The organism is Algoriphagus hitonicola, from assembly GCF_900113375.1.
In the GTDB taxonomy this organism is placed as follows: domain Bacteria; phylum Bacteroidota; class Bacteroidia; order Cytophagales; family Cyclobacteriaceae; genus Algoriphagus; species Algoriphagus hitonicola.
On record NZ_FOPC01000001.1, the window covers coordinates 319,581 to 341,735 of the forward strand.

Annotated in this window: 19 protein-coding genes and 1 tRNA gene; 12 read left to right on the top strand and 8 right to left on the bottom strand. The window is 41.6% G+C overall.

Annotated features, from left to right (window positions below; all coding sequences use genetic code 11):
* Nucleotides 1-50 precede the first annotated feature (50 nt).
* Complete coding sequence (locus tag BM043_RS01485) at nucleotides 51-3,791, top strand: DEAD/DEAH box helicase (protein ID WP_092788467.1); 3,741 nt, start codon at nucleotides 51-53, stop codon at nucleotides 3,789-3,791.
* 57 nt (nucleotides 3,792-3,848) lie between these two features.
* Here BM043_RS01485 and BM043_RS01490 read toward each other — a convergent pair whose 3' ends face one another.
* The 3 genes from BM043_RS01490 to BM043_RS01500 form a co-directional block, all read right to left on the bottom strand.
* A complete protein-coding gene (locus BM043_RS01490; RefSeq protein WP_092788468.1) occupies nucleotides 3,849-4,658 on the bottom strand; it encodes a hypothetical protein in 810 nt (269 codons plus the stop codon).
* Between the two features lie 194 nt (nucleotides 4,659-4,852).
* Nucleotides 4,853-6,475: a Gfo/Idh/MocA family protein gene (locus tag BM043_RS01495; protein WP_092788469.1), complete on the bottom strand. Its 1,623-nt coding sequence runs from the start codon at nucleotides 6,473-6,475 to the stop codon at nucleotides 4,853-4,855.
* 3 nt (nucleotides 6,476-6,478) lie between these two features.
* Nucleotides 6,479-6,967, bottom strand: coding sequence for a DoxX family protein (locus tag BM043_RS01500; RefSeq protein ID WP_092788470.1), 489 nt, complete (start codon nucleotides 6,965-6,967; stop codon nucleotides 6,479-6,481).
* A 223-nt stretch (nucleotides 6,968-7,190) separates the two neighbouring features.
* Between BM043_RS01500 and BM043_RS01505 the strand changes: the two genes are divergently transcribed.
* Nucleotides 7,191-7,580, top strand: a complete 390-nt coding sequence (locus tag BM043_RS01505) for a hypothetical protein (RefSeq protein WP_143071016.1) — start codon at nucleotides 7,191-7,193, stop codon at nucleotides 7,578-7,580.
* Nucleotides 7,581-7,586: 6 nt separating this feature from the next.
* On the opposite strand, the gene BM043_RS01510 is transcribed toward BM043_RS01505, so the two are convergent.
* From BM043_RS01510 to BM043_RS01520, 3 genes are all read right to left on the bottom strand, one after another.
* Nucleotides 7,587-8,279: a DUF5995 family protein gene (locus BM043_RS01510; RefSeq protein WP_092788472.1), complete on the bottom strand. Its 693-nt coding sequence runs from the start codon at nucleotides 8,277-8,279 to the stop codon at nucleotides 7,587-7,589.
* Between the two features lie 124 nt (nucleotides 8,280-8,403).
* A complete protein-coding gene (locus tag BM043_RS01515) occupies nucleotides 8,404-8,601 on the bottom strand; it encodes a helix-turn-helix transcriptional regulator (protein ID WP_092788473.1) in 198 nt (65 codons plus the stop codon).
* Complete coding sequence (locus tag BM043_RS01520; protein WP_245752879.1) at nucleotides 8,598-8,990, bottom strand: hypothetical protein; 393 nt, start codon at nucleotides 8,988-8,990, stop codon at nucleotides 8,598-8,600. The genes BM043_RS01515 and BM043_RS01520 overlap by 4 nt, the downstream gene beginning before the upstream one ends.
* Nucleotides 8,991-9,255: 265 nt before the next feature.
* On the opposite strand from BM043_RS01520, the gene BM043_RS01525 reads away from it, so the two are divergent.
* From BM043_RS01525 to BM043_RS01570, 10 genes are all read left to right on the top strand, one after another.
* Nucleotides 9,256-10,890, top strand: coding sequence for a hypothetical protein (locus BM043_RS01525; RefSeq protein ID WP_092788475.1), 1,635 nt, complete (start codon nucleotides 9,256-9,258; stop codon nucleotides 10,888-10,890).
* Nucleotides 10,887-11,471: a hypothetical protein gene (locus BM043_RS01530; protein ID WP_092788476.1), complete on the top strand. Its 585-nt coding sequence runs from the start codon at nucleotides 10,887-10,889 to the stop codon at nucleotides 11,469-11,471. The genes BM043_RS01525 and BM043_RS01530 overlap by 4 nt, the downstream gene beginning before the upstream one ends.
* 262 nt (nucleotides 11,472-11,733) lie before the next feature.
* Nucleotides 11,734-14,808, top strand: coding sequence for a type I restriction endonuclease subunit R (locus tag BM043_RS01535; protein ID WP_092788477.1), 3,075 nt, complete (start codon nucleotides 11,734-11,736; stop codon nucleotides 14,806-14,808).
* The gene (locus BM043_RS01540) at nucleotides 14,805-16,421 is read left to right on the top strand and encodes an HsdM family class I SAM-dependent methyltransferase (protein WP_092788478.1); all 1,617 of its coding nucleotides are present in this window, start codon (nucleotides 14,805-14,807) and stop codon (nucleotides 16,419-16,421) included. Before BM043_RS01535 ends, BM043_RS01540 begins: the two co-directional genes overlap by 4 nt.
* Nucleotides 16,422-16,431: 10 nt before the next feature.
* Entirely contained in the window at nucleotides 16,432-17,439 is a 1,008-nt protein-coding gene (locus tag BM043_RS01545) for a virulence RhuM family protein (RefSeq protein ID WP_092788479.1), read from the top strand.
* Nucleotides 17,432-18,790 carry a restriction endonuclease subunit S gene (locus tag BM043_RS01550; RefSeq protein WP_092788722.1) on the top strand — a complete coding sequence of 453 codons (1,359 nt, stop codon included), beginning with the start codon at nucleotides 17,432-17,434 and terminating at the stop codon, nucleotides 18,788-18,790. Before BM043_RS01545 ends, BM043_RS01550 begins: the two co-directional genes overlap by 8 nt.
* Nucleotides 18,791-18,839: 49 nt before the next feature.
* Nucleotides 18,840-19,250: a hypothetical protein gene (locus tag BM043_RS01555; protein ID WP_245752881.1), complete on the top strand. Its 411-nt coding sequence runs from the start codon at nucleotides 18,840-18,842 to the stop codon at nucleotides 19,248-19,250.
* Nucleotides 19,247-19,684, top strand: a complete 438-nt coding sequence (locus tag BM043_RS01560) for a helix-turn-helix domain-containing protein (RefSeq protein ID WP_092788481.1) — start codon at nucleotides 19,247-19,249, stop codon at nucleotides 19,682-19,684. The genes BM043_RS01555 and BM043_RS01560 overlap by 4 nt, the downstream gene beginning before the upstream one ends.
* On the top strand, nucleotides 19,681-20,130 hold the full coding sequence (locus BM043_RS01565; RefSeq protein ID WP_092788482.1) for a preprotein translocase subunit SecB: 450 nt from the start codon (nucleotides 19,681-19,683) through the stop codon (nucleotides 20,128-20,130). The genes BM043_RS01560 and BM043_RS01565 overlap by 4 nt, the downstream gene beginning before the upstream one ends.
* Before the next feature lie 70 nt (nucleotides 20,131-20,200).
* Nucleotides 20,201-20,746: a hypothetical protein gene (locus BM043_RS01570; protein ID WP_092788483.1), complete on the top strand. Its 546-nt coding sequence runs from the start codon at nucleotides 20,201-20,203 to the stop codon at nucleotides 20,744-20,746.
* 52 nt (nucleotides 20,747-20,798) lie between these two features.
* On the opposite strand, the gene BM043_RS01575 is transcribed toward BM043_RS01570, so the two are convergent.
* Together BM043_RS01575 and BM043_RS01580 are read right to left on the bottom strand one after the other, a co-directional pair.
* Complete coding sequence (locus BM043_RS01575) at nucleotides 20,799-21,959, bottom strand: ImmA/IrrE family metallo-endopeptidase (protein WP_092788484.1); 1,161 nt, start codon at nucleotides 21,957-21,959, stop codon at nucleotides 20,799-20,801.
* A 105-nt stretch (nucleotides 21,960-22,064) separates the two neighbouring features.
* Nucleotides 22,065-22,138: transfer RNA gene (locus BM043_RS01580), tRNA-Asn, on the bottom strand.
* Nucleotides 22,139-22,155 lie beyond the last annotated feature (17 nt).

Consider the following 22,155-nt stretch of genomic DNA (forward strand, 5'->3'; position numbering starts at 1 on the left):
ATTGATTTCTAACTCTTAATTTTAAACCAATCATTTCATCCTACTAAGTCATGCAATTTTTAACCCCAAATCAAAGTCAGCTTCTCAATCGATTGATCAGCAAATATCCCAATATTTTAATGGAAAGGGGAGAAAATATTTATTTTAGAGGTCAGGTCCATTTGCTTGAAGAAGAAGAGGATGAATATCCCTTTGAGGATTTTGCCTTTCTAGTGGAGGGGAGCTCAGGAAATGAATACAGCGTAGATCTTACGCTAGATCTAGACAAACCCCGAAAGACCCCGAGTTTCTATGAAGACACCTTTTGTGATTGCCCTTATTTTGGGGATCATGCTAAGTGTAAACATGTGGCAGCGGCCATGATTTTTCTCTTCAATATGGAAGTCAATGACCCACAGTTGGGTTTTTGGGGATCCACAGAATTTAAAGCTAAACCAAAAGGAAAAGAAAAACCCAGCTATCCTACCGAGTTCATTGTCGAAAAGGATGAAATTTCAAAAATATCGGAGCTATTGCCTTCATTTGAAAAAGAAGCAAGGCACAGAATTTACCAAATTCAGTTTAGACCTGATGGAATCAGGTATGCATTAGAATTGCAGTTTTACCCGATAGAGATTGGGGTTCGGTATAATGAAAAAACCGGGGCATTGAAATTAACCTATACTGAAAGCTACTCCAGTGTTATTCCAGCGGTTTACACTTTTTTGAAAGAACGGTTTGGAGATTATTATCAAGATTATTGGTTTTTGACCGAGTCTTTGAGAAATCAAGTGAGAAGAGAAAAACTTCAGGTATTGGGCTTTAATTCTCCCTCCAAAAAGGATTTGGAGCAGGTTGACTTTACCTTAAGGGGGGATAAAATTGATTTTAACTTTTCAGGATCACTTTCTGGATTGATGAGTGCAGAAAATATTCTGGCTAAATTAAAAGCATTCAATCAAGATCCGATGGCAGCTTTCCCAGCTAAAATGGAAGAGACTCCTATTACCAAGGAAGTTGGACTTTACAATCTTGGGATGGTTTTTCGGATTGGATTTCATTCAGAGTTTGGCGGTGTGATTCCAATTATTGGAAAGCCCAAAAAGTATGACCCGACAGGAATCGAAACTCGGCTGGATGTCCTCAGTGATCCATTTGATCCTAGATTGAAATCTCAAGAAGGGGTAGAATCTTTACTGCTACTGGCTGATTCGATCAATACAAGGATTGATGGAGATAAAGAAGCACTTTGGAAATCGCTTACCTCACTAGTGGATCGAATTCAGGGAAAGGTTCCGGTTTTTCGATTTTCAATTTATGAGCTTCGCAAAAATTTTTCTAAACGAGACTTGGAAGGCCCGTTGGAAATCGAAGAAGTGAATGCAGCCATGAAGCTGACTCTCCTGGGGAAACTTTATGAACTTAAACTCATCATTAGTACCGAAGAGAAAGAATACGATTTGGGTCAAAGCGACAATCAATTCAAATTTGGAAATGGAATCGGTATAGATGGTAATAAAAAGCTGCTTTTTCTGAGAAGTTACACCATTCTGAAAGGAATAGAGATCCTCCGTCCTTTGATTCCGCTTCGATTTGTGGAGTCGGATCTTCCCTTGCTATTTGAGAAAATCATTCACCCGTTGAGCCAATTTCTACCTTTTCAGGATGAGACGGATTTCCTGAATTTCGAGGTTCGGGAGTTGAAAATTGAAGAACAGTTGTACTTTTCTCAGGCAGGTGGACTCATAGCTCTGAAACCGATTATTCAATATGGTGAGGACTTTTGGGTCAACCCGTTAAGTTCTGAGTTGATGCTGGATAAAGAGACGGGTTTTGTGGTGGAGCGAAATTACGATGCAGAAAATGATTTCTTAGACTTTATCCAGGGGCTACATCCCAATTTTTTTGGGAGTAGACCCCTTCACAGTTTCACGATCAAAGGAGTGGATTTCGCTTCAGGAACTTGGTTTTTGGAGTCTTTTGACCAGCTTTCGGAGCGAGGTGTGAAAGTCTTTGGCACGGAGAACCTAAATATTAAGCGTTATTCTCCTTTTGACGCCACTGTTTCCATGCAGGTCAGTTCAGGTCTGGATTGGTTTGATACTCAGATTGAGGTGAATTATGGAAAGGAGAAAGTCCCGTTTAAAAAACTGAAAAGAGCCTGGCAGGATGGGGAATCTTATATCCAGCTGGAAGATGGTAGCCTAGGGAAGGTTCCCCAAGAATGGATGAAAAAAGTTTCTAGACTACTTCGTGCAGGAGAGGAGACCGAGGAGGGAGTGAAGCTTTCTAAAATCCATTTTATGCTGATGGAGGACTTTGAAGAAAGCGAGGGCTTTGCAGAAGTGATGGCAGAAATTGAGTCAAAGAAGAAAAAAATGAAAGAATTTACCGGCTTGCCTAAAGTTCAGGTTCCCGATAAATTACAAGCTGAGCTCCGACCTTATCAGAAATCTGGTTTGGAATGGTTAAATTTTCTGAGAGAATTTGGCTGGGGTGGTATATTGGCTGATGATATGGGCCTGGGCAAAACGCTGCAAGTGATTGCTTTATTGACGCAACTTGCCGATAAAAATACCGGTTTTCGCGGATTGGTTGTCGTTCCGACCACCCTGATTTTTAATTGGAAAAAAGAGCTTGATCGGTTTGCTCCCCACCTAGATTACTTCATTCACCATGGAGAGCGTTACGACACCGTGGAGGAACTTTCCAAACACCAATTGGTGATTACCAGTTATGGATTGGTCATCAATGATTTAGAAATACTGAGCCAACTGGAGTTCGACTTGATCGTCGCAGATGAGTCACAGGCTATCAAAAATACTTCTTCACTTCGGTACAAATCCTTGCTGAAGCTAAAAGGAAAGCAGCGTTTGGCTTTGACCGGTACGCCCATTGAAAACGGAATTCATGAACTTTTTGCACAGATGAATTTCACCAATCCGGGCTTTTTCAAAACGTTTGGGCACTTCAAGGAAAATTACCTACTTCCGATAAAAAAAGGAGAGCAGGAAGTTACCCAAACCCTGAAGAAGCAAATTATTCCCTTTGTCCTAAGACGGACCAAAAAGGAAGTCCTAACCGAGCTTCCAGAAAAAATGGAGGAATTTCTTTATTGTGAAATGGGTGCAGAGCAGCGCAAAATATATGAAACGTATAAGGCGCGTTATCGGGAGTTTCTCTTAAAAAAGTTTGATGAGGAAGGAGAAAACCAGTCTAAAATGTTTGTTTTGGAAGGCTTGACCAAGCTCCGTCAGATTTGTGACTCTCCCAGATTAATCGGTGAATCAAATCATCTTTCCAGTTCAAAAATTGAGGTGCTAAAAGAGCATATTTTGGAAAAAACTGGGAATCACAAAATTTTAGTGTTTAGTCAGTTCGTAAAAATGCTGGATTTGATTCAAAATGAACTTCAACAATCGGGGATTTCGTATGCGTATCTGGATGGCAAGACTTCACTAAAAGACCGCGAAAAGGAAGTGTCCAAGTTTCAATCAGATGATGAGATTCGGGTTTTTTTGATTAGTCTCAAAGCAGGTGGTACTGGGCTCAACCTGACTGCTGCTGACTATGTTTATATCGTGGATCCTTGGTGGAATCCAGCGGTAGAGAACCAAGCCATCGATCGCTGCTATCGAATGGGACAGGAAAAGCATGTCATGGCGTATCGAATGGTCTGTCAGGAAAGTATTGAGGAGAAAATCATTGCCCTAAAAGTGACCAAAACTCAATTGGCAGACGAAGTGATTGCTGAAGGGGAGGGACTTTTGGCAGGAATGGATAGGGAAACCATGTTGAATTTATTTTCCTAATTGGTTTTCGAGGGCAAACGCATTCGATTAGTTTATGGGCAGAATTTCAAATTTCATCTAATCCTCTAGATTTAAAATGGATAAGGGAAGTTTATAGGCTACTTCTACCAACCAACCTTCTATTCGGATAGTATTCGAAAAGCTGCCGGATTGAGTTCCATCGGTCCAAGAATAAGTGATTTCTCTAAGCGAGCTGGGTGCTGATAAAACGTGACTCACTTGCAGCGTTAAAAAAGAGGATTTGAATAGTTGAAGTTCTGCATGGAGACCCATTTTGTAGAAACTTTTGAAATTGGGTTCGTTTATTTTGAAATCAATAGCTATTCCCTCTGTCTGGGAAGAACCATAATATGGAAAAGGTCCGTTTTTACTGGGGCGATTTGTGGTATGGAAGATTATATTACCCGAGGCGTGAGCACCGACCCGAATATTTTTTTTGGAATTAACAGGAATATCGTAGCGAACTCCGAGCGGTAGAAAAAGGGAATTAAGATTGGCTTTAGTTAGGATATTTCGCTCAAGAGAACCTAACTGGTGAAGAATTTCTGAATTATGCCAACTAAAACCAAGTCCGGTTTCTAGTGATACATTGCCTAATCGATGACCATAGATGGCTTGAATAATTCCGTCCATTTCTCCGGAAATTGGAAGGTAAATATTATTTCCGTTCGTGGAAAGATGCCGGCGAAGTCCAGCCTGAACACCCCAGTAGGGACCATCTTGGAGGCTTAGTTCTTGACGGAGTTTCCGTTTTTCGTAGGTAGAAAGTTTTCCTTCAGTATAGACCGCGTGGTCTTTGACTTGGGCAGCAAGTGAACTGCTGATGAGAAAGGAAAATATAACCGGGAGGATTGATTTTAATTTCATAGATTTTAAAATTTAAAAATTAACGGAATAAATAACTAGTTCGGTATATCCCTGAAACTATTTTTTCCAATTGAAATTAAATTCCCAAATACCTGAGCTTAGGGTTATCCTTTCCATGTTTAGGATTCTTCCAAATCAAAAATGCCCAAGTCTTCCATTCGCAAGTGGATAGAATGACCTGGGCAAATGGGTGATTAAACAACTACGGAGTTATCCAGCAAAATCGCATCGAGATCCTCTCCTGGCAGTGCGATGATTTGTTCGGTGCTTGGATCCCATTCGATTTTTCGGCCGATTTTGTAAGAAAGCCCTGCCATATGTGCAGTGATGGCTTCTTCGAAACCTTCCACTATACCGCAGCTTGGTGTACCTCCATTTCGGATACAACTCAACCATTCCCGCAGGTGAAGGAAGGTGGAATCCACCCGCTTTCCATCCCGGTAGGTCCAGAGTAAGCCTTTGTTGGCAAAATACTTGGCAGTGGCCGAAGTCACCGCATCCACACCATCTGCACTGGGATCGTATTGGTAGATGGGTACTACTGGGTCGATTTTCCCTTCGGCGATCATTTCCTTATATTGGGAAGAGCGGGGATCGGCATGGATCGTGAGCACATTTCCCAGTTCCATGCTTGCATCGTGTCCCATGAGGACGGTGCCTCGGTCAAATTGATTCCCCAAAGTGGCACTGTAAACCAAGCTCATTCCTTTTTCTTTTCCATTTTCCTGACTGGAACCGGTGCTGAAATCTGGAAAGTCCATATTGACTTGCATGACATCCGGAACATTTCTCCCGTCTCTATGAGTATAGACGCCACCTGAGGCGGTGACATATTTTGGAATTCCCATGTTTAGCACACAATTGATTCGATCATAATCATGGGTGAGCAAATCCCCCGATAAACCGGAACCGTAGGCCCACCACTTTCTCCAGCGAAAGAAATGCTCTTGGTTGAAATCCACCACAGGGGCATTTCCCAAAAAGGCATTCCAGTCGATGGTTTCCGGAGAGGCATCCGGGTGAATCGGATATTGCCAAGCACCATTATCGTCGTTTCGATTGGTATTGGTGACGACCAAGGAAACATGGCCGAGGGTATTTTTTGCGATTGCATCCTGTGCGGTCAGGAAGCTTAATGTTTGTCTATGCTGATGTCCGACGGCAAAGACAGAATTTGGATTTCGCTGTACTGCATCACGAAGGGCATAAGTTTCTGCTATGCTATGCGTCATCGGTTTTTCGACATAGGCATGAACTCCGGCTTCGATCGCTGAGATGGACATCGGCGCATGCCAATGGTCTGGTGTGGCGATGATGATGGCATCCACTTCTCCACTGTTGATCAGGTCCAGGTGTGTTTTATAGCGCTTGCAGGAATTTCCGTTTCGGTTGAAGGCCTCGACAGCTTTTTCCGCACGAATATCAAAAATGTCGCAGATGGCGGTAAGTTTTACATTTAGATTTTCTTGGGCTTGGAAATCATCCAAACGGGTGTCATTGGGGTCTTTTTCGCTAGCCTTGGCCATTTCCTCGAGCCATTCCGGCGTAGCAAAACCCAAAGCTCGCATCAGTTGCTCCCCTCTAATCCCAAAACCAATCAAACCCACTCGGAGCGGTTGGCCACTCATCGGACCTGAGGCGGGTGGGGGACTGGCTTTGATGTTGAGTTTTTCGAGAAGGTATTGCTTTTCCAGTTGAGCTTGGTTGACGGTATTTAGACCTGCAGCCCAAACCGTCCCAAGGATAGGGATTCCTGCGAGGCTTTTGAGTACTTCCCTGCGGGAAAATCCGGAGAATAGTTTTTTGTCAGTTGCCATGATTTAGAGGGTTTGGGTGGGTACGGTTGATTTCACAAAGAGTCTTTCCAAACCGAAAATTTTGGAAGTTGGAAACAAGAAAATTACCAGAAGCGCAGCTGCTTCGATGAGGTTTTTATTGATGATCCAATAGCTTCCTTCGGTGATTCCTTGCGGATAGCCTGGAAAAGGAGGGTGGGCCAAATAATAAAGTAGGAGTAAACCTATGCCGACAATACTGGCCAAGCGGGTTTTGAATCCGAGAATCAGCGCTATTCCAACCAAAAGCAGTGCGGTGATATTGAGCGTATCGACCATAGAAATCATGGATTCGCTGGCTAGCCAGGCAAAGAAGGATTCCAGATAAGTAGCACTGAGTAGGTAGCCTTTGGCGGTCCAAGAAGGACTGTGAAATTTGATGACGCCTTCATAAAGAAAATGCCATCCCACAAACAGTCGAAGGAATACTAAGGCGACCGTCTGGGTGGTGGAAAGTGGGTTAGATGGGGACATACTTTTGCTGAGTTTGATTGATCCTACGATGATAGTACCTTTTTCAAAAGAAAAATATGATGAAAATCAGTTGGTTAGCTGATGTTTAGGAAGGCTGTGTTTTTTGAAATTGAGTTCGAGAATTAAATCCTGTGATTTTTTACAGTGGAATAGTCTTAAACTCAAAAACTAAATCTCTAAACTGACGTAGTTTAGATTGATTCACTTTCCTTTCAACCTATTTATGCTAAAAATTCTGCCCTTCGTTTTGTCGTTTATGATTTCTGCCATTCATTTTTCCAAAGCTCAAACCGTGGATGGTGTTGCCTTAGCAGATATCGAATCCACCTATATTGAGCTTACCAGAAGAGGAAAAATCTTTAACAGGAATATCCAGCTAGAGGTTGATTTTGGTCAGGATAGATCAAAGGGGAGAATAAACGATTCTCAGGTGACGGACGAGAATGGCAGATTAGTCGAGTTTAATTCAATGGTCGATGCACTAAATTTTTTTGATCGCCTTGGCTATGAATACATTGATCGGGCGGATGTTGGCGAAAATCAGCCCCTTCAATATTTATTGAGAAGGAAAAAGGAAGAATTGGATCTGGCAAATAGTCCGGCTAGGGAGTAGGGGCATTCAGAAAATCCGTAATAAATTTTCTCCTCGTTCAAAGACCTCCGATTCTTGGTTAAGGATGATTTCCTTCCGTTTTTCTGGAGATTCGGCCTCCAAAAGGAGTTCGGAAACTTCCCAAACATCACCTCGCCATTCACAAATCATTTTTGATAGAATCCATTCATCAATGGGGCCGAGCACTTTGTCCACAATTGCCAAAGAAGGAGCGATTGGTTTGATGATCCGATCCTGCACCTCATCGATTGAAGCGTCTATGATGTGATTGACCAGTTCGTGGTCATTTTTCCGAAGCATTTTCCTGGAGATATCGCAGGAAGGCCACTCATTTTCCAGACAGTCATAGAGTGCCAAAGGGAGATCATAGTTGATGTGGGCATTGATGCCCAAAAGTAAATTTTGGAGCACATGGGTTTCTGGATTTTTAGTAGAGTCATGCGCTTGCTTCCATACTCGAGGAACCTCAGGATGCCCAGCTTGATACAAATCCAAGGCATCGAAATAATATTCCGAAAATCGAACCAGCAATTTACTGACCCATATGGGGTCTTTAAAATGTTTTGCTCCGATAGCGGAATACATATTTTGGCTCATCAGGGTATAGCATTGCAAAAAAACATGTCTGCGATCGCCGGATGTTTCCCAATCTGTTGATTCCTGATTCATCCGGTGCAGGAGTGAGGAGATGGGGTTCATGGGGTTAAAAATAGGGTTTTGCTTTGAAAAGTGGAGGGTAATAGGTCAGTTTAAACTGGTGAAATAATGAACTAGATTATTTTTAAAAAAAATATCCCTCCAGAAATAAACTAGAGGGATATTTTCACTCCGGCTGATAAAAGAACAGCTGCTCGATGGGGAGTTGGAAGAGTTGGGCCATTTTGAAGGCGGTGGTCAAACTCGGGTCAAACTTTTCCTTTTCGATGGCATTGATGGATTGACGGGATACGCCGAGGATTTCTGCCAACTCTTCCTGCGTTAATTTTCGCTCTACGCGAAGCTCACGAATTCGATTTTTCATTGAAATCGTCTTAAGTTAACGATCACGCTGACGAGGTAAGTAATGCCGATAAACATCACCACAAAAGAGATTTCTGCATCTCCCGAAATTAGATTAGTGGTGTCCAAAAGGGAGTAAGTCAGCCCTGCCACAACACTGAGACCTAGGGTAAGTGCCATGGCTTCGAGATGGATTTTCCGTTCAAATTCGTCAAAGTGATTAAACAAGTCCCGATTGGCGAGAATCATCAGGATTCCATTGACCAGATTAACAATAATGGCAAATGTGGTGAGGAAAATGTGATCATCCCAGATAAATTGGGGTCCAAAGGTGGCGATTGCCAAAGTAGCCACCCAGGACCATGTCCAGACGGCCAGCTTAATGATTCTTTTTCTTCGTTCTAGTTTCATGGTTTCCATCCTGCTATATGTATGGTTTACTTTACAAATGTAAATAAGATTTTACAAAAGTCAAGTTTTATTTACATTTCATTCAGCAAGAGAAAAATTAAAAATAAAGCTGCTTGGGATTGGTGCAACAGGGCAAGAATTCCTTACACTAATTGCTGCAAATTTAAAATTGAGAACTAGTATTTTTTACTAATAAAATTTTAGATAAAGGATCAATTGTAAATTTTTTTACAAGTAAATTTATCATTGACTTATAATAATCGCCATGAAAAATCAATCTGTAAAAGAATATTTTTCAGTAAGAGTGAGGGAGATTAACTTTCTTCTCCTAATATTTCTGATCAGTTTCCTACCACAATGTACTACCCAAAAGGTATCGAGAGAGCTCGTGGAAGTAGAGAATGCGAAGCAGCTAAATCCCAAAAGGGAGTATTTGAAAATTCACTTGAACAATGGAGAGCTATATGTACTCAATGATTGGAAAATAGAAGAGACTAGGCGGTTTATTGAAGGAACTGGGACACACCTAGATGCAAATCGGAGGCCTATGGTCAAAAGTCAAGGGGATTATCCTTCTGCCAATCCAAAGACCAACCCTGATTTACAGAAATTCAGAATTCCATACGATGACATCATCGTGGTGGAGACCAATGATAAAGGAAAAAACCCAGGAGTTGCCACCATGGTCGTCACTTCCTTGCTGACTGTTCCCTTGGCTATAGCCTGTAGCATCAATCCGAAATCTTGTTTTGGGTCTTGTCCTACTTTTTATGTCAAGGATCAGGATGGAGAGAAACTTGTGGCGGAGGGATTTTCATCCAGTATCAGCCGATCCTTGGAGGAAATAGATGTGGATATGCTGAATGTTACTTTTTCGTCAGGCCCTGTTGAAATCACGATGAAGAATGAGGCGCTCGAAACTCATATGGTAAAGTCAATAAGCCTCTTGGTTTGTGATAAGAATCCTGAAAACACAGTCTTTGCCGCTACCGACGGTAAATTTTATGAAGTAGATCAAATTACGAGCCCAAGGACCGCAACCTATCAGGGGACTTCGATCTTGGATAAGATTTCTTACCGGGATGAAGTCGAGTGGTTTAGTCTAGCTGATTCATCTAATCTCGCAACCAAAGAGGAAGTTTTCTTTGAATTTGAAAATTTTCCAGGTTCAAATGGCTTGGTGATCGACAAGAGGCAGTCTTTGATGACCACCTATCTTTTTTATCAAATGCTCGCCTTTAGCGGTAGTTCCACGAGTTACCTAATCGGGGAAATGGAAACCAGTAAACCCAAATATCAAAAAAGGATTAGCAAAATGTATGAATTGCTAGGGGGAATCGAAGTGGCTATCCGAGATAAAGAGGGCGAGTGGAAAGTGGTGGATCAGCTGACTGAATCGGGGCCAATCGCCTCAGACATGCATTTGATAAAACTACCTGTGCTCAATTCAGAAAAATTGAACCTTCGATTGAGATTTACCAAAGGACTGTGGCGGATCAATATGGTAAATCTGGCGCAAATCACCGGCGAAGTCATCCCCAAGCGGGTCTTTCCGGACAAGGTGTTGACAGGGGATTTCTCAGACACTGTGACCTTAAACAAATTAAATGATAAGACGAAGTACCTGGTCACTTATCCCGGTGATGAGTATCGGATTATATTTCCTCAGGAATCCCTTGCCGGCCGAGAGTATTTTTTGGAAAGTGAGGGGTACTACATCGAATGGATGAGAGAGGAGTGGTTAAAAGAAGAAAACTGGTCTAGGGTGAAGAAAGCAATGCTTTTTCCTTCCTCTTATTTAAAAAAGACGGCTCCTTTTTATAAGCTGAATGAAACCGAAATGGAGTCCATTTTTTGGAGTAGTAAATATGCAAAAGTTGAAAAACCCATCAAGCCATGAGACAGCTTCTTTTGATAGGAATATTTGCCCTGAGCGGCTGCGCATCCAACTTGGTGCAGGCTCCCAAAGGCTCGGTACCCAACCGGTCCAATTTAGATAGGGATGGATATGGAGGATATGTGACGCTAGTTGCGGACGGAAATTATATTTTGGGGGAACTAATAGGCAATCGAAATGATACGGTAATGGTTTTGGGTGAGCATGGACTGACTCGGGTGCCGATGGATCAAATTACATTCGGACAGCTTATTGCCCACGATCCGAATGATTATCTTGGGGTTGGTCTTTTATCGGTAATTCCCAATGCGCTTATGATGACCGTTGGAGGCTACGGCGGAGGGCCGATTGCTTATGGTTTAGTTTTCAGTGTTATAAATTTGTTTGGGATGTCCACGGCTATGGGAACTGAAGACCTGAAATTCAATGACTTTGATTGGTCCAAGGAAAAAGATGAATTGTTGAAATATTCCCGCTTTCCGGGAGGAATTCCAGAACCTGTGGATTTAGATAAATTAAGCACAAGGCCTATGCCTCCAGCCAAATCAAAAGATAAAAAGCGAAAAGATAAGAAGGCGATTTGATGGTTTGGGCCAGAGGATGAGGTTTTTAGAGTACTTTGAAAACTTCTCATTTAAGAGGGTTTTTGGGTGAAGAATGGGTGTCTTATTTCGGAAAAATATCGGCTGGAATAGAGTAAAAAATGGTTTAAAATGATTTAAACAAATCATTTTAAAACTAGAAAACATGACTTTTTGAATTATGTTTAATTTTATTTGCTTACATGAATTCCATTGAATATCTGCTTTTAATTAAGCATATTGAAAAAAACTTTTAAGACTTTTCATGGCTTTTAACGAAGATTCAAGGGTAAAAATTCCGGCTATTTTACATCTGATTAGGTTGGGGTTTACCTATATTCCTCAAAATCAACAAAATCGTAAAGAAGAGACGAATATCTTTGAAGAAATTTTTATCCAAAGTATTCAGAGAATCAATCCTCAGCTCGAGGAGCCTGAAATCAAAAGAATTCTAGAGGAGATTATTTTGGAATTGGATTTTGAGGATTTGGGCAGGAAGTTTTTTGAGCGTTTGACCTCTAATTCTGGGGTTAGACTGATCGATTTTCAGAATTTCTCCAATAATTCTTTCCATATTACCACCGAGCTTACCTGTAAAAACGGAGATGAGGAATTCCGGCCCGATATCACAATTTTAATCAATGGAATGCCTTTGGCTTTTATCGAAGTAAAAAAGCCTCACAACCGCGAAGGAATTATTGCAGAGCGAAAAAGAATCAATGAGCGATTCCGGAAAAAACATTTTCGGCGCTTTGCCAACATTACCCAGTTAATGGTTTTCTCCAACAATATGGAGTATGAGGACGGGATAGTTGATCCGGTTTTTGGTACCTTCTATGCCACTTCTTCCTACAAAGAACTTAATTTCAATTATTTCCGAGAAGATCCTGAATATCCAGTGAAACAAGGATTGAAGACCATTTCAGAGGAGCAAGAAAACGCCATTCTGAAAGACAATAACTTGATGGTCATCAAACATAGTCCGGAATTCATCACCAATAAATCTGAATTTACCCCTACGCATAGAATCCTTACCTCATTGTTTAGCCGGGAGCGGTTGTCATTTATTCTAAAGTACGCTTTAGCTTATGTAGAGGACGAAATAGGTCTGGAAAAGCATATCATGCGCTATCCCCAGCTCTTCGCGACAACGGCAATCGCCCAAAAACTCAGCGAAGGTAGGACCAAGGGAATCATTTGGCATACGCAAGGATCAGGAAAGACCGCCTTGGCGTATTTCAATGTCAAACACCTCACCGATTTCTATCAAAAACAACAGATTGTCCCCAAGTTTTACTTTGTGGTCGATCGGTTGGATTTGCTGATTCAGGCATCTACAGAGTTTAGCAATAGGGGGCTGAAAGTAAATCAGGTCAATTCTCGTCAGGAGTTTGTGGAGGACTTAAAGGCGGTGGGAGCTATTCACAATGATTCCGGGCTCCCGGAAATCACAGTGGTCAATATTCAAAAATTCAGTCAAGATGCCACTGTACTTGCCACACTGGATTATGACATTAATATTCAGCGAATTTTTTTCCTAGATGAAGCTCATAGAAGCTATAATCCAAAGGGCAATTACCTGGCAAATTTGATCAATTCAGATCGTAAAGCAGTTAAAATAGCCCTGACGGGAACCCCTCTGCTGCGGGAAGTAGCTGGAGATTATGACTCCAAAACACTATTTGGAAATTACATCCACAAGTACTATTACAACATGTCCATTGCTGATGGCTATACGCTCCGGCTGATTCGGGAGGAGATTGAGGGAAAGTTCAAAATGGAGATGAAGGAGCTGATGGATGCGATCAAAATCCAACATGGGGAAATCTCTAAAGCTAAAATCTATGCTCATCCTAAATTCGCAGAACCGCTATTAGAATATATACTGGAGGATTTGATTCAATTCAGAAGGGATCACCAAGATGCCTCCTTGGGCGGAATGGTGGTTTGCGATTCCTCTCAACAAGCAAAAGAACTGTTTCGCCTTTTTGAAACTAAGTATGGAAAGCAGGAAACGGATGCAGGAGTCTTGTTGGCTGCCGAGCCTAAGGAAAAGTATGCCACCCACGACACTCCGAGACTGAAGGCTGCCTTGATTCTGCACGATGAAAATGATAAAGGAATCCGAAAAGACTTGGTTAAGGTGTACAAAAAGGGAAATATTGATCTCCTTTTTGTTTACAATATGCTCCTGACGGGCTTTGATGCTAAGCGACTGAAAAAGCTTTATCTGGCTCGCGTGATTCAGGATCATAATCTCCTTCAAACGCTTACCCGGGTGAATCGTCCTTATAAAAAGTATAAATATGGCTATGTGGTCGATTTTGCGGATATTTCTAAAGCCTTTAACCGAACCAATAAACTTTACTTCGACGAACTTCAGGCGCAGCTGGGAGATGAAATGGAGCTTTACTCCGATCTCTTCAAATCCCCAGAAGAGATTCAGCAGGAAATTCAAGAAATAAAAGAAGTCCTTTTTCAGTTTGATTCGGAAAACAGGGAGATTTTCTCCCAGCAGATTGCGCAAGTCACGGATAAAGGATTGTTGATCCGATTGGTCAAAGCCCTGAGAATGGCTAAAGAGCTGAAAAACTTGATTGCGATCAATGGCTATGAAGCTTTGGATGGAGAAGCAGATTTTGAAGTTTGGAATAGACTCTTGATTGAGGCTCAAAATCGCCTGGATAATATCAATTATGTGGAAAGTCTGGGCAATGAAGATGAAACTATCAATATTATCAATACTGCTTTGGAAGATATTGTGTTTCAGTTTATCAAGGTATCCGAAAGTGAATTGGTTCTTGCCGATGAATTTAAGGATATGCTTAGAAAAACCAGAGAAAGTTTACGGGATAATTTTGACCAGCAGGACCCGGCTTTTGTAAGTTTGCGGGAAGAGCTGGAGCGAATTTTCAAAAAGAAAAATCTGAGTGAAGTCAGTCAGGAAGATTTGGCTGAAAATATGCCATTGCTTCGAAAAATCCACGAAAAAGCAAAAGAACTCAATCGCAAAAACAACAATATCAAGGCGAAGTACGGTCAGGATGAGAAGTTTGCTAGAGTTCATAAACGATTGATGGAAGAAAGTAAACTTTCCCAAAAACAGCTGCAATTACAAGCTGCTTTGTTGAAAGTCAAGTCTCAAGCCGATGAATCTATCCAAAACAGCAAGGATATCATGGGAAACGAGGAATTCTTCAAGCGCTACATGATGCAGCTCGTAATTAAAGAGTTTAGAAATGAACAAAGGATGAACATTGATTTCACTACTACTCAAGGAATCAATCAGCTCATCGTCAATGAATATATTTCACAATACAATTCTTCATCCCTAAGATGACGCAAGATTTAAATTTCATTACCAAAACAAAGGAACTCATTGACAACCTGAAAAGTGTCTGCGCCAATTATGGACTCGGCAATGATGGGAATGAGTTTAAGATTATTACTCAGGTATTCCTTTATAAATTTCTGAATGATAAGTTTCGCTATGAGGTCAAAAAAGCGAAACCGGAGCTCGCACTAGTGGAAAATTTTTCCAAGGCTTTGCAAGATATGCCAGAGGATGATTACTTGTTTTTGGTCAACTCTCTGGATGCCAATATTCCGAGATTACAGTCCCACCAGCTGATTTCACACCTTTACAACAACCAGAATAAAGAAGATTTTGCTAAAACATTTGATGATACGCTTCGCGATATCTCAGTGAAAAATGCGGATATCTTCTCGATTAAGTCCTTTACAGGGGCCAAGGATAAATTATTTGATGAATTGAGTCAATATATCTCAGACTCTTCCCAACGCGATGCCTTTTGCCGTGCTTTGGTAAACAAGCTCTTTGAGTTCAGCTTTGAAGAGATGTTTGAGGAGAAATACGACTTCTTCGCGACTATTTTCGAATACCTGATCAAGGACTACAACAGCGACAGCGGAGGCAAATACGCCGAATACTACACGCCCCACGCCGTGGCACGCATCATGGCGGCGATCATGGTTACCGAACCGGTCAAAGGCGTGCGCTGCTACGATCCGAGTGCGGGTTCGGGCACCTTGCTGATGAGCCTGGCCCATCAGATCGGCGAGCAGAATTGCAGCATCTATTCCGAGGATATTTCCCAAAAGTCCAGCACCATGCTGCGACTCAACTTGGTACTTAATGGGTTGACGCACAGCATTCCCAATATCATCAAGACCAATACCATCGCGCAACCTTACTATCTGAATCAGAAGTTTGACTATATCGTGTCCAATCCGCCCTTTAAGCTGGATTTCTCCGATTTCCGGGATGATTTGGAAAAGGATGCCTTCAAGGATAGATTCTATGCAGGGATTCCCAAGGTGCCCAAGGCCAAGAAAGAATCCATGGCGATCTATCTGCTCTTTATCCAACACATCATGCACAGCCTGAGTGAGAGTGGAAAAGCTGCTATTGTAGTGCCGACAGGCTTTATTACGGCTCAGAGTGGGATCGAGAAAAAGATCCGGGAGAAGCTGGTCAAGCAGGGCTGGCTGCGGGGTGTGGTGAGTATGCCGAGCAATATCTTCGCCAGTACGGGCACCAACGTCTCCGTGCTTTTCCTCGACAAGATGGCCGACTCAGCCCATATCGTGCTGATGGATGCCTCCAAACTTGGACAGACCGTAAAGGAAGGGAAAAACCAACGTACCGTCCTTTCCCGGGAGGAGGAGCGACAGATCATCGAGGTATTCAATGCCAAAGAAGCCGTCGAGGACCTTTCCGTGGTAGTCAGCAAAGCCCAGATTGCCGAGAAAAACTACAGCTTCAGCGCCGGGCAATACTTCGAAGTGAAGATCGAGTATGTGGATATTACTGCGGAGGAGTTTCAGGCAAAATTAAACGGCTTCGAAGAGCGCTTGGTCGGGATGTTTGCAGAGGGAAAGGCTTTGGATAGCGAGATCTTGGGGAGTTTGAAAAAATTGCAAATGAATTGATCGGGCCACCATGAAACCTAGAGATATTTTACTTTTCCAAAATGCCGACCAATCCGTCAATGTCTCCGTCTATTTTCTAAACGGGACCTTCTGGCTGACGCAAAAGACCATGGCAGAACTGTTTGATGTGGAAAGATCCGTGATCACCAAACATTTGGCTAACATCTTCAAAAGCGAAGAAATGGATAAGGACTCAGTATGTGCAAAAATTGCACATACTGCCGAAGACGGAAAAACCTACTCCACCAACTTCTACCGACTCGAAGCCATTCTGGCCGTAGGCTATCGGGTCAACTCCATGCAAGCAACGGACTTCCGAAAGTGGGCTACCCAAACACTCAATGAGTTTATCATCAAGGGCTTTGTGATGGATGATGAGCGGATGAAGCAGGGTAAGCACTTTGGGCAGGATTATTTTGACGAACTCCTAGAGCGTATCCGGGAGATTCGGGCGAGTGAACGCCGATTTTATCAAAAGATCACCGACCTCTATGCGCTGAGTACCGACTATGACCCGCAGAGTTCACAAACCAAGGAATTCTTCGGCATGGTCCAAAACAAGCTTCACTGGGCGATCACCGGAAAAACCGCAGCCGAGATCATCTATACCGAGGCGGATGCCTCCAAACTCTACATGGGCTTGAAAACCTGGAAAGATGCTCCTGATGGCAAAATCCTAAAAAGCGATGTGTCGATCGCCAAAAACTACCTCGCCCATCAGCATATTCAGGAACTGAACCGGATCGTGTCTGCCTACTTGGACTTGGCAGAAAACAATGCCCAACGGGGAAGGGCCTTCTCCATGCAGCAGTGGGCCAAGTTTCTGGACAGCTTTCTGGAGCTTTCCAGCTATCCTATCCTGCGGGACAAGGGGAAAATCAGCATGCTGGAAGCCAAGCTCAAAGCCGAGGGAGAATTTGACAAGTTTCGGGTCATCCAAGACCAAACCTATCAGTCGGATTTTGATAAGTTGATTGCTAAAACTAAAAAGAAAAAAAGCTCTAATTCTAATGAATAAAGAATTATCAACTCTTAGGCTAGGTCAAATTGGCAGTGTTAGGATGTGCAAAAGAGTGCTTAAAGAGCAGACTTCTGAATCTGAGGAAATCCCATTCTTCAAAATTTCAACGTTTGGGGATAAACCAGATACCTACATATCCAAAGAACTTTTTGAGGAATATGTAAATAAATATTCTTACCCCCAAAAAGGAGATATTTTAATCTCAGCAGCGGGGACTTTGGGGAAAATTGTAATTTTTGATGGTAAACCCTCTTATTTCCAAGATTCAAATATAGTGTGGATAGAAAATGATGAGAAAAAATTAATTAACGAATATCTCTATTACTTCTACAAAACGAATCCATGGGAAACAACAAACGGGAGTACTATAAACAGAATTTACAATGATAATCTCAGAAACATAAAAGTAACTTTTCCAAAATCAATCCAAGTCCAACAAAAAATCGCTAAAGTCCTATCCGACTTGGATGCCAAGATCGAGCTCAACAACCGCATCAATGCGGAACTGGAGGCGATGGCGAAGTTGGTGTATGAGTATTGGTTTGTGCAGTTTGATTTTCCCGTTGGCTTCGACTCCGCTCAGGCATCGGGATCCACTCAGAGCAATCCCGATGTCACCCTGAGCGAAGTCGAAGGGTATAAAAGCTCCGGCGGAAAAATGGTCTGGAATGAGGAGTTGAAACGAGAGATTCCGGAGGGGTGGGAAGTATTGGATCTAGAAAAAATTGAGGATAATATTATAACAGGAAAGACACCTCCTACTACAAATGAAGAATACTATAATGGTGACATTCCATTTATTTGTATTGGTGATGTAAGAGGGAATATGCATATAGTCAAAACGGAGATTACGCTTTCAGAAGCCGGAGCTAACACACAAAGGAATAAGTTCATTCCTAAAGGAGCTATTTGCGTCACATGTATTGCTAGCCCAGGTCTGGTTGGTTTTGCCACAAAAGATTCTCAAACCAACCAACAGTTAAATTCCATAATATGTAATAACCCTGAAAACAGATATTATCTGTACTTCTATTTGACCAATTACTTTCAATTTGCTAAAGCTAAAACGGGGAATACTTTTGCAAATATGAATAAGGGGGATTTTTCTACAATAAAAGTCTTAAAACCACCAAGAGACCTTCTTAACGATTTTACAAAAGTCTTAGAATCCTCTATAGATAAAATCCTCAACAACACTTTAGAAAACCAACAACTCTCTTCGCTTCGAGACTGGCTATTGCCGATGCTGATGAATGGGCAGGTAAGTGTCGCTGAAGCGGAAGAACGGCTGGAAGAGGAATTGGGGATGGTGGCGGAGAGGGAAAGGGAGGAGTATGGCCCGAAGTAGATTTTTTGATGAATGGCTTGATTAAATTAACCTATTGCTTAATTTTGGCATGAAAAGAAAGGCTGAACTGGTACAAGTTTCAAAAGATGGAAAAAAGGCCCTTTACCTGGATGAGGAAAACTCTGGGGAAATCATGGCTTTTTTGAAATCAGATCCAGCAAACTTGAAGAAGTTTAGAACAGCCGTAGAAATGATTTTAGACCACCAAGCTCCTAGGGATTTGTATGACAAGGAGGATTTTGAAAAAGGCTGTGAAAAGGTTACCGCTATTAAACTGTTTAAAGGGAAGAAAAATCCCAGAATCTATTGCCAGCAATTTGCAGATGGCGACACGGAGCGATTTGTCATTATTGGGATAGAACTGCTGGAAAAGAAGAAATCCCAAAAGCTGACATCTACGGAAAAAGCAATTATCAGAAGAGTATCCAAGTACGAGTACGACTTAAAACCCAAACCATGACAGATTCTATCAAAAAAGAATGGGAAGACCTATTTAATGAGAGTTCCTATGAAGACCGCGTCGCCTCATTGGCAGATGTATTGGCTTTGCAGTTTTTGGGCTTGGTAGATCGCAAGATGGAAATGGAAAGAATTTCCAAAAAGCAATTGGCTGAAAAAATAGGTACCTCGGCTGCCTTTATCACTCAGCTGTTTCGTGGAGATCGAAAACCCAATTGGAATACTCTGGCAAAAATGTCAATGGAGTTAGGTTTGGAATTTAAAGTCATGACCGAGGAACTTCTCCAAGAGAAAGTACAGGAAGAGCTAATTGCCTACCATAAGCGATGGTCCAAGACTCAAGAATATTTAAAATTAAAAGAACAAGTCACCAATCCTCAACTCGTCATGGCAGTCAGCCAAGCCGGAGAGGATGAATACGCTATGGCAGGATGAAAGCAAAATTTTCTCCCTTACAATTATTGGATTTCAAGCTTTTGGAGTCCCACTATGAATTTATAGTTCCTGAAGAGGACGAGGTAAATGTGCCGAATCTTTTTCAGTCTTATCCGGTGGATATTGATTTTGGGATAGGCAAAACAGAGGTAGAAGGTGAAATCCAGCTGTTCACCAAAGTAGAAGTGAATTTTGCCAAGAAGAAGCCTTTGCCTGGATATAAATTAATGGTTGAAGGAGGAGGAACATTCCGAATTCAAGATCCTGAAAATGTGGATGAAGGGTTGAGAAATAATCTTAGCCAGTTTACTACCCTGAACATGATGATCAATAACATCAGAAACATCATGTATCAAATCACCAACCTTGGTCCTATGGGTGGGTATTTATTGCCACCGATCGATATTAGTCAATTATTGAGAGATAAGGCAGAGGAAAAGAGTTAAGGAAGGGAGATGATAGTTTATTTTTTATGAAAGTTTTCAATAGCTTGATTATTTAACCTCATACCGATTCATGAAAGATCAATTAAAGGTATTCGTTGAAAATTTTCCAGTTACTCCCTGGTATGAGGAATGGGCACCTACAATCATTGCGCTTATTGCACTAATTACTTCCTTAATTTCACTTTATTGGAATAGAAGAGATTATATAAAAAGTACCAGACCATTTGTTTGGGCTTTATCTTACGGGTACATCGATCAAAGAACTGGGATCTTGATACCCTCTCCCGAACGCGTTGGTTTTAGAGTTTCGAATGCTCCAAGTAAGATTGTTGAATTCAGAATTAGGATTGAATTAGAAAATCAGACACTATTTTCTTTTAATGAAAAAAACTTTGTGAGGTTTCCTGATTCTGGTTCAGAATGGAGTTTTACTATAGGGCAAGCAGACTTTCAAAAAATATTCTCAAAAAGCCAGGGGAAAGAGAATCAACTAAAAAGAATAATTTCACTTGACTACTCTTCTTTGGATGGAAGCAAGATATATAATTATAATCTCTGGCAACAATTCTCTGTTGAAGACAACCAATGGAAGGATTTTAATGTAACTGCTGATTAACCCAATAGTGATTTAACCAAATTCAACAAAGAACTGGTATCGATCAATGCCCTCATCTCAGGTATTTTTCGAGTTGCTCGGGTTTGAGGTGAAGTGTTTTGCAGAGTTCGTATTCATTGATCACTCCATCAAAAAATGCGGTCTGAATGGCAGAAACGAACAAAGGGGATTGGATGGGTTTGGCTTGGGCTCCCATGCTTGGCTTACCCATTTCCTTTTCCAGTTCTCTTTTCTTTTTTTCCAGATCCTTCTTTGCCTGAATGGTATCCTCTTGCTCTTTTCTCATTTGACCATAGATCGCTCCGCTCATTTTTCCTTTCTGGACGAGATAGGTAAGAATGGCGGTAAAGCTGAGGTGGGTAGCATCGGAGATTGCTTTTATCACCTCGAAAGAGTAGTCATTGGTCTTTCCAATTTCTGGTAGTTGATCCAGTTCATTCAGCTTTTCACCAGCCAGAAAGGCAAAGGCGAAGGTATTGCACCAAGTCTCAATTTGGGAAATAGATCCTGCAGCCAATTGATCGTAATTCATAGACTCGACTTCCTCCTGATTGAGTAGGTAGTGTCCCAGTTCATGTGCCAGCGTAAAAATTTCCCGCTTGAAATAATCTTGGTTTCTTCTAAGTACGATGACGTTTGGCTGAAGGTAGAAGCCGTCAATATTGACTTTTTGCTTCAAGTTAGGACTCTCTACAAATTCAAAAACCAGAATGTTGGAGGCGGCAAATTTATTGATCATTGCTTCCAAGAATTTCTTTTGATCCTTTTTATACTTGGGAAGGAGGGCTAGGCGAACTTCCTCAGCCACATTTTTAGCTTCTTGATTTGTATTATAAATCGGTATGGATCTCTCTATTTTTAAATCTGAAAGCTTGGCAAGTCCCGAAATAGAAAGCTTCAATTCCTCAAATTGGTTGACAATCTTCTTGGTGGCTAAATTTAAGTCTGTTCCAAATTTTTCTTTTCTAAAAAAAATACTGGATTCTTTGGATTGTATTGGTGCAGCAGGATCTAGATAATACGACAGTCCTTTACTAAAAATTTTATCGATTCTTTTCAGGTGATTGATCTGAATTTCCGCTTGGAAAATATCCTCCCATTGAAGCTTGTTTTTTAATCCTTCACTGACAAGTTCCAAAAACTCTTCTTTCCCCAATCTGTATTGGGAAATGAGATGTTGAATTCGGGCGATATTGTAAGTAGTGGTCTCCAAGAATTCTAATTGCTCAAGGAAAATAAAGATTTAGATTGTTATTACAATCATTTTTCACGAGAATATAAAAATCAAAAAAAGCCACTCATTTCTGAGTGGCTTCAGCTCCCCCTCTTGGGCTCGAACCAAGGACCCCATGATTAACAGTCATGTGCTCTAACCAACTGAGCTAAGGAGGAATTTATTATTCCGGTAC

What these genes read in the sequence shown, in the direction of transcription:
- BM043_RS01525 (WP_092788475.1), top strand. Translation starts at nt 9,256, where the DNA reads ATGAAAAATCAATCTGTAAAAGAATATTTTTCAGTAAGAGTGAGGGAG.
- BM043_RS01500 (WP_092788470.1), bottom strand. Translation starts at nt 6,967, where the DNA reads ATGTCCCCATCTAACCCACTTTCCACCACCCAGACGGTCGCCTTAGTA.
- BM043_RS01560 (WP_092788481.1), top strand. Translation starts at nt 19,247, where the DNA reads ATGACAGATTCTATCAAAAAAGAATGGGAAGACCTATTTAATGAGAGT.
- BM043_RS01545 (WP_092788479.1), top strand. Translation starts at nt 16,432, where the DNA reads ATGAAACCTAGAGATATTTTACTTTTCCAAAATGCCGACCAATCCGTC.
- BM043_RS01515 (WP_092788473.1), bottom strand. Translation starts at nt 8,601, where the DNA reads ATGAAAAATCGAATTCGTGAGCTTCGCGTAGAGCGAAAATTAACGCAG.
- BM043_RS01490 (WP_092788468.1), bottom strand. Translation starts at nt 4,658, where the DNA reads ATGAAATTAAAATCAATCCTCCCGGTTATATTTTCCTTTCTCATCAGC.
- BM043_RS01555 (WP_245752881.1), top strand. Translation starts at nt 18,840, where the DNA reads ATGAAAAGAAAGGCTGAACTGGTACAAGTTTCAAAAGATGGAAAAAAG.
- BM043_RS01530 (WP_092788476.1), top strand. Translation starts at nt 10,887, where the DNA reads ATGAGACAGCTTCTTTTGATAGGAATATTTGCCCTGAGCGGCTGCGCA.
- BM043_RS01510 (WP_092788472.1), bottom strand. Translation starts at nt 8,279, where the DNA reads ATGAACCCCATCTCCTCACTCCTGCACCGGATGAATCAGGAATCAACA.
- BM043_RS01570 (WP_092788483.1), top strand. Translation starts at nt 20,201, where the DNA reads ATGAAAGATCAATTAAAGGTATTCGTTGAAAATTTTCCAGTTACTCCC.
- BM043_RS01520 (WP_245752879.1), bottom strand. Translation starts at nt 8,990, where the DNA reads ATGAAACTAGAACGAAGAAAAAGAATCATTAAGCTGGCCGTCTGGACA.
- BM043_RS01565 (WP_092788482.1), top strand. Translation starts at nt 19,681, where the DNA reads ATGAAAGCAAAATTTTCTCCCTTACAATTATTGGATTTCAAGCTTTTG.
- BM043_RS01485 (WP_092788467.1), top strand. Translation starts at nt 51, where the DNA reads ATGCAATTTTTAACCCCAAATCAAAGTCAGCTTCTCAATCGATTGATC.
- BM043_RS01535 (WP_092788477.1), top strand. Translation starts at nt 11,734, where the DNA reads ATGGCTTTTAACGAAGATTCAAGGGTAAAAATTCCGGCTATTTTACAT.
- BM043_RS01540 (WP_092788478.1), top strand. Translation starts at nt 14,805, where the DNA reads ATGACGCAAGATTTAAATTTCATTACCAAAACAAAGGAACTCATTGAC.
- BM043_RS01550 (WP_092788722.1), top strand. Translation starts at nt 17,432, where the DNA reads ATGAATAAAGAATTATCAACTCTTAGGCTAGGTCAAATTGGCAGTGTT.
- BM043_RS01495 (WP_092788469.1), bottom strand. Translation starts at nt 6,475, where the DNA reads ATGGCAACTGACAAAAAACTATTCTCCGGATTTTCCCGCAGGGAAGTA.
- BM043_RS01505 (WP_143071016.1), top strand. Translation starts at nt 7,191, where the DNA reads ATGCTAAAAATTCTGCCCTTCGTTTTGTCGTTTATGATTTCTGCCATT.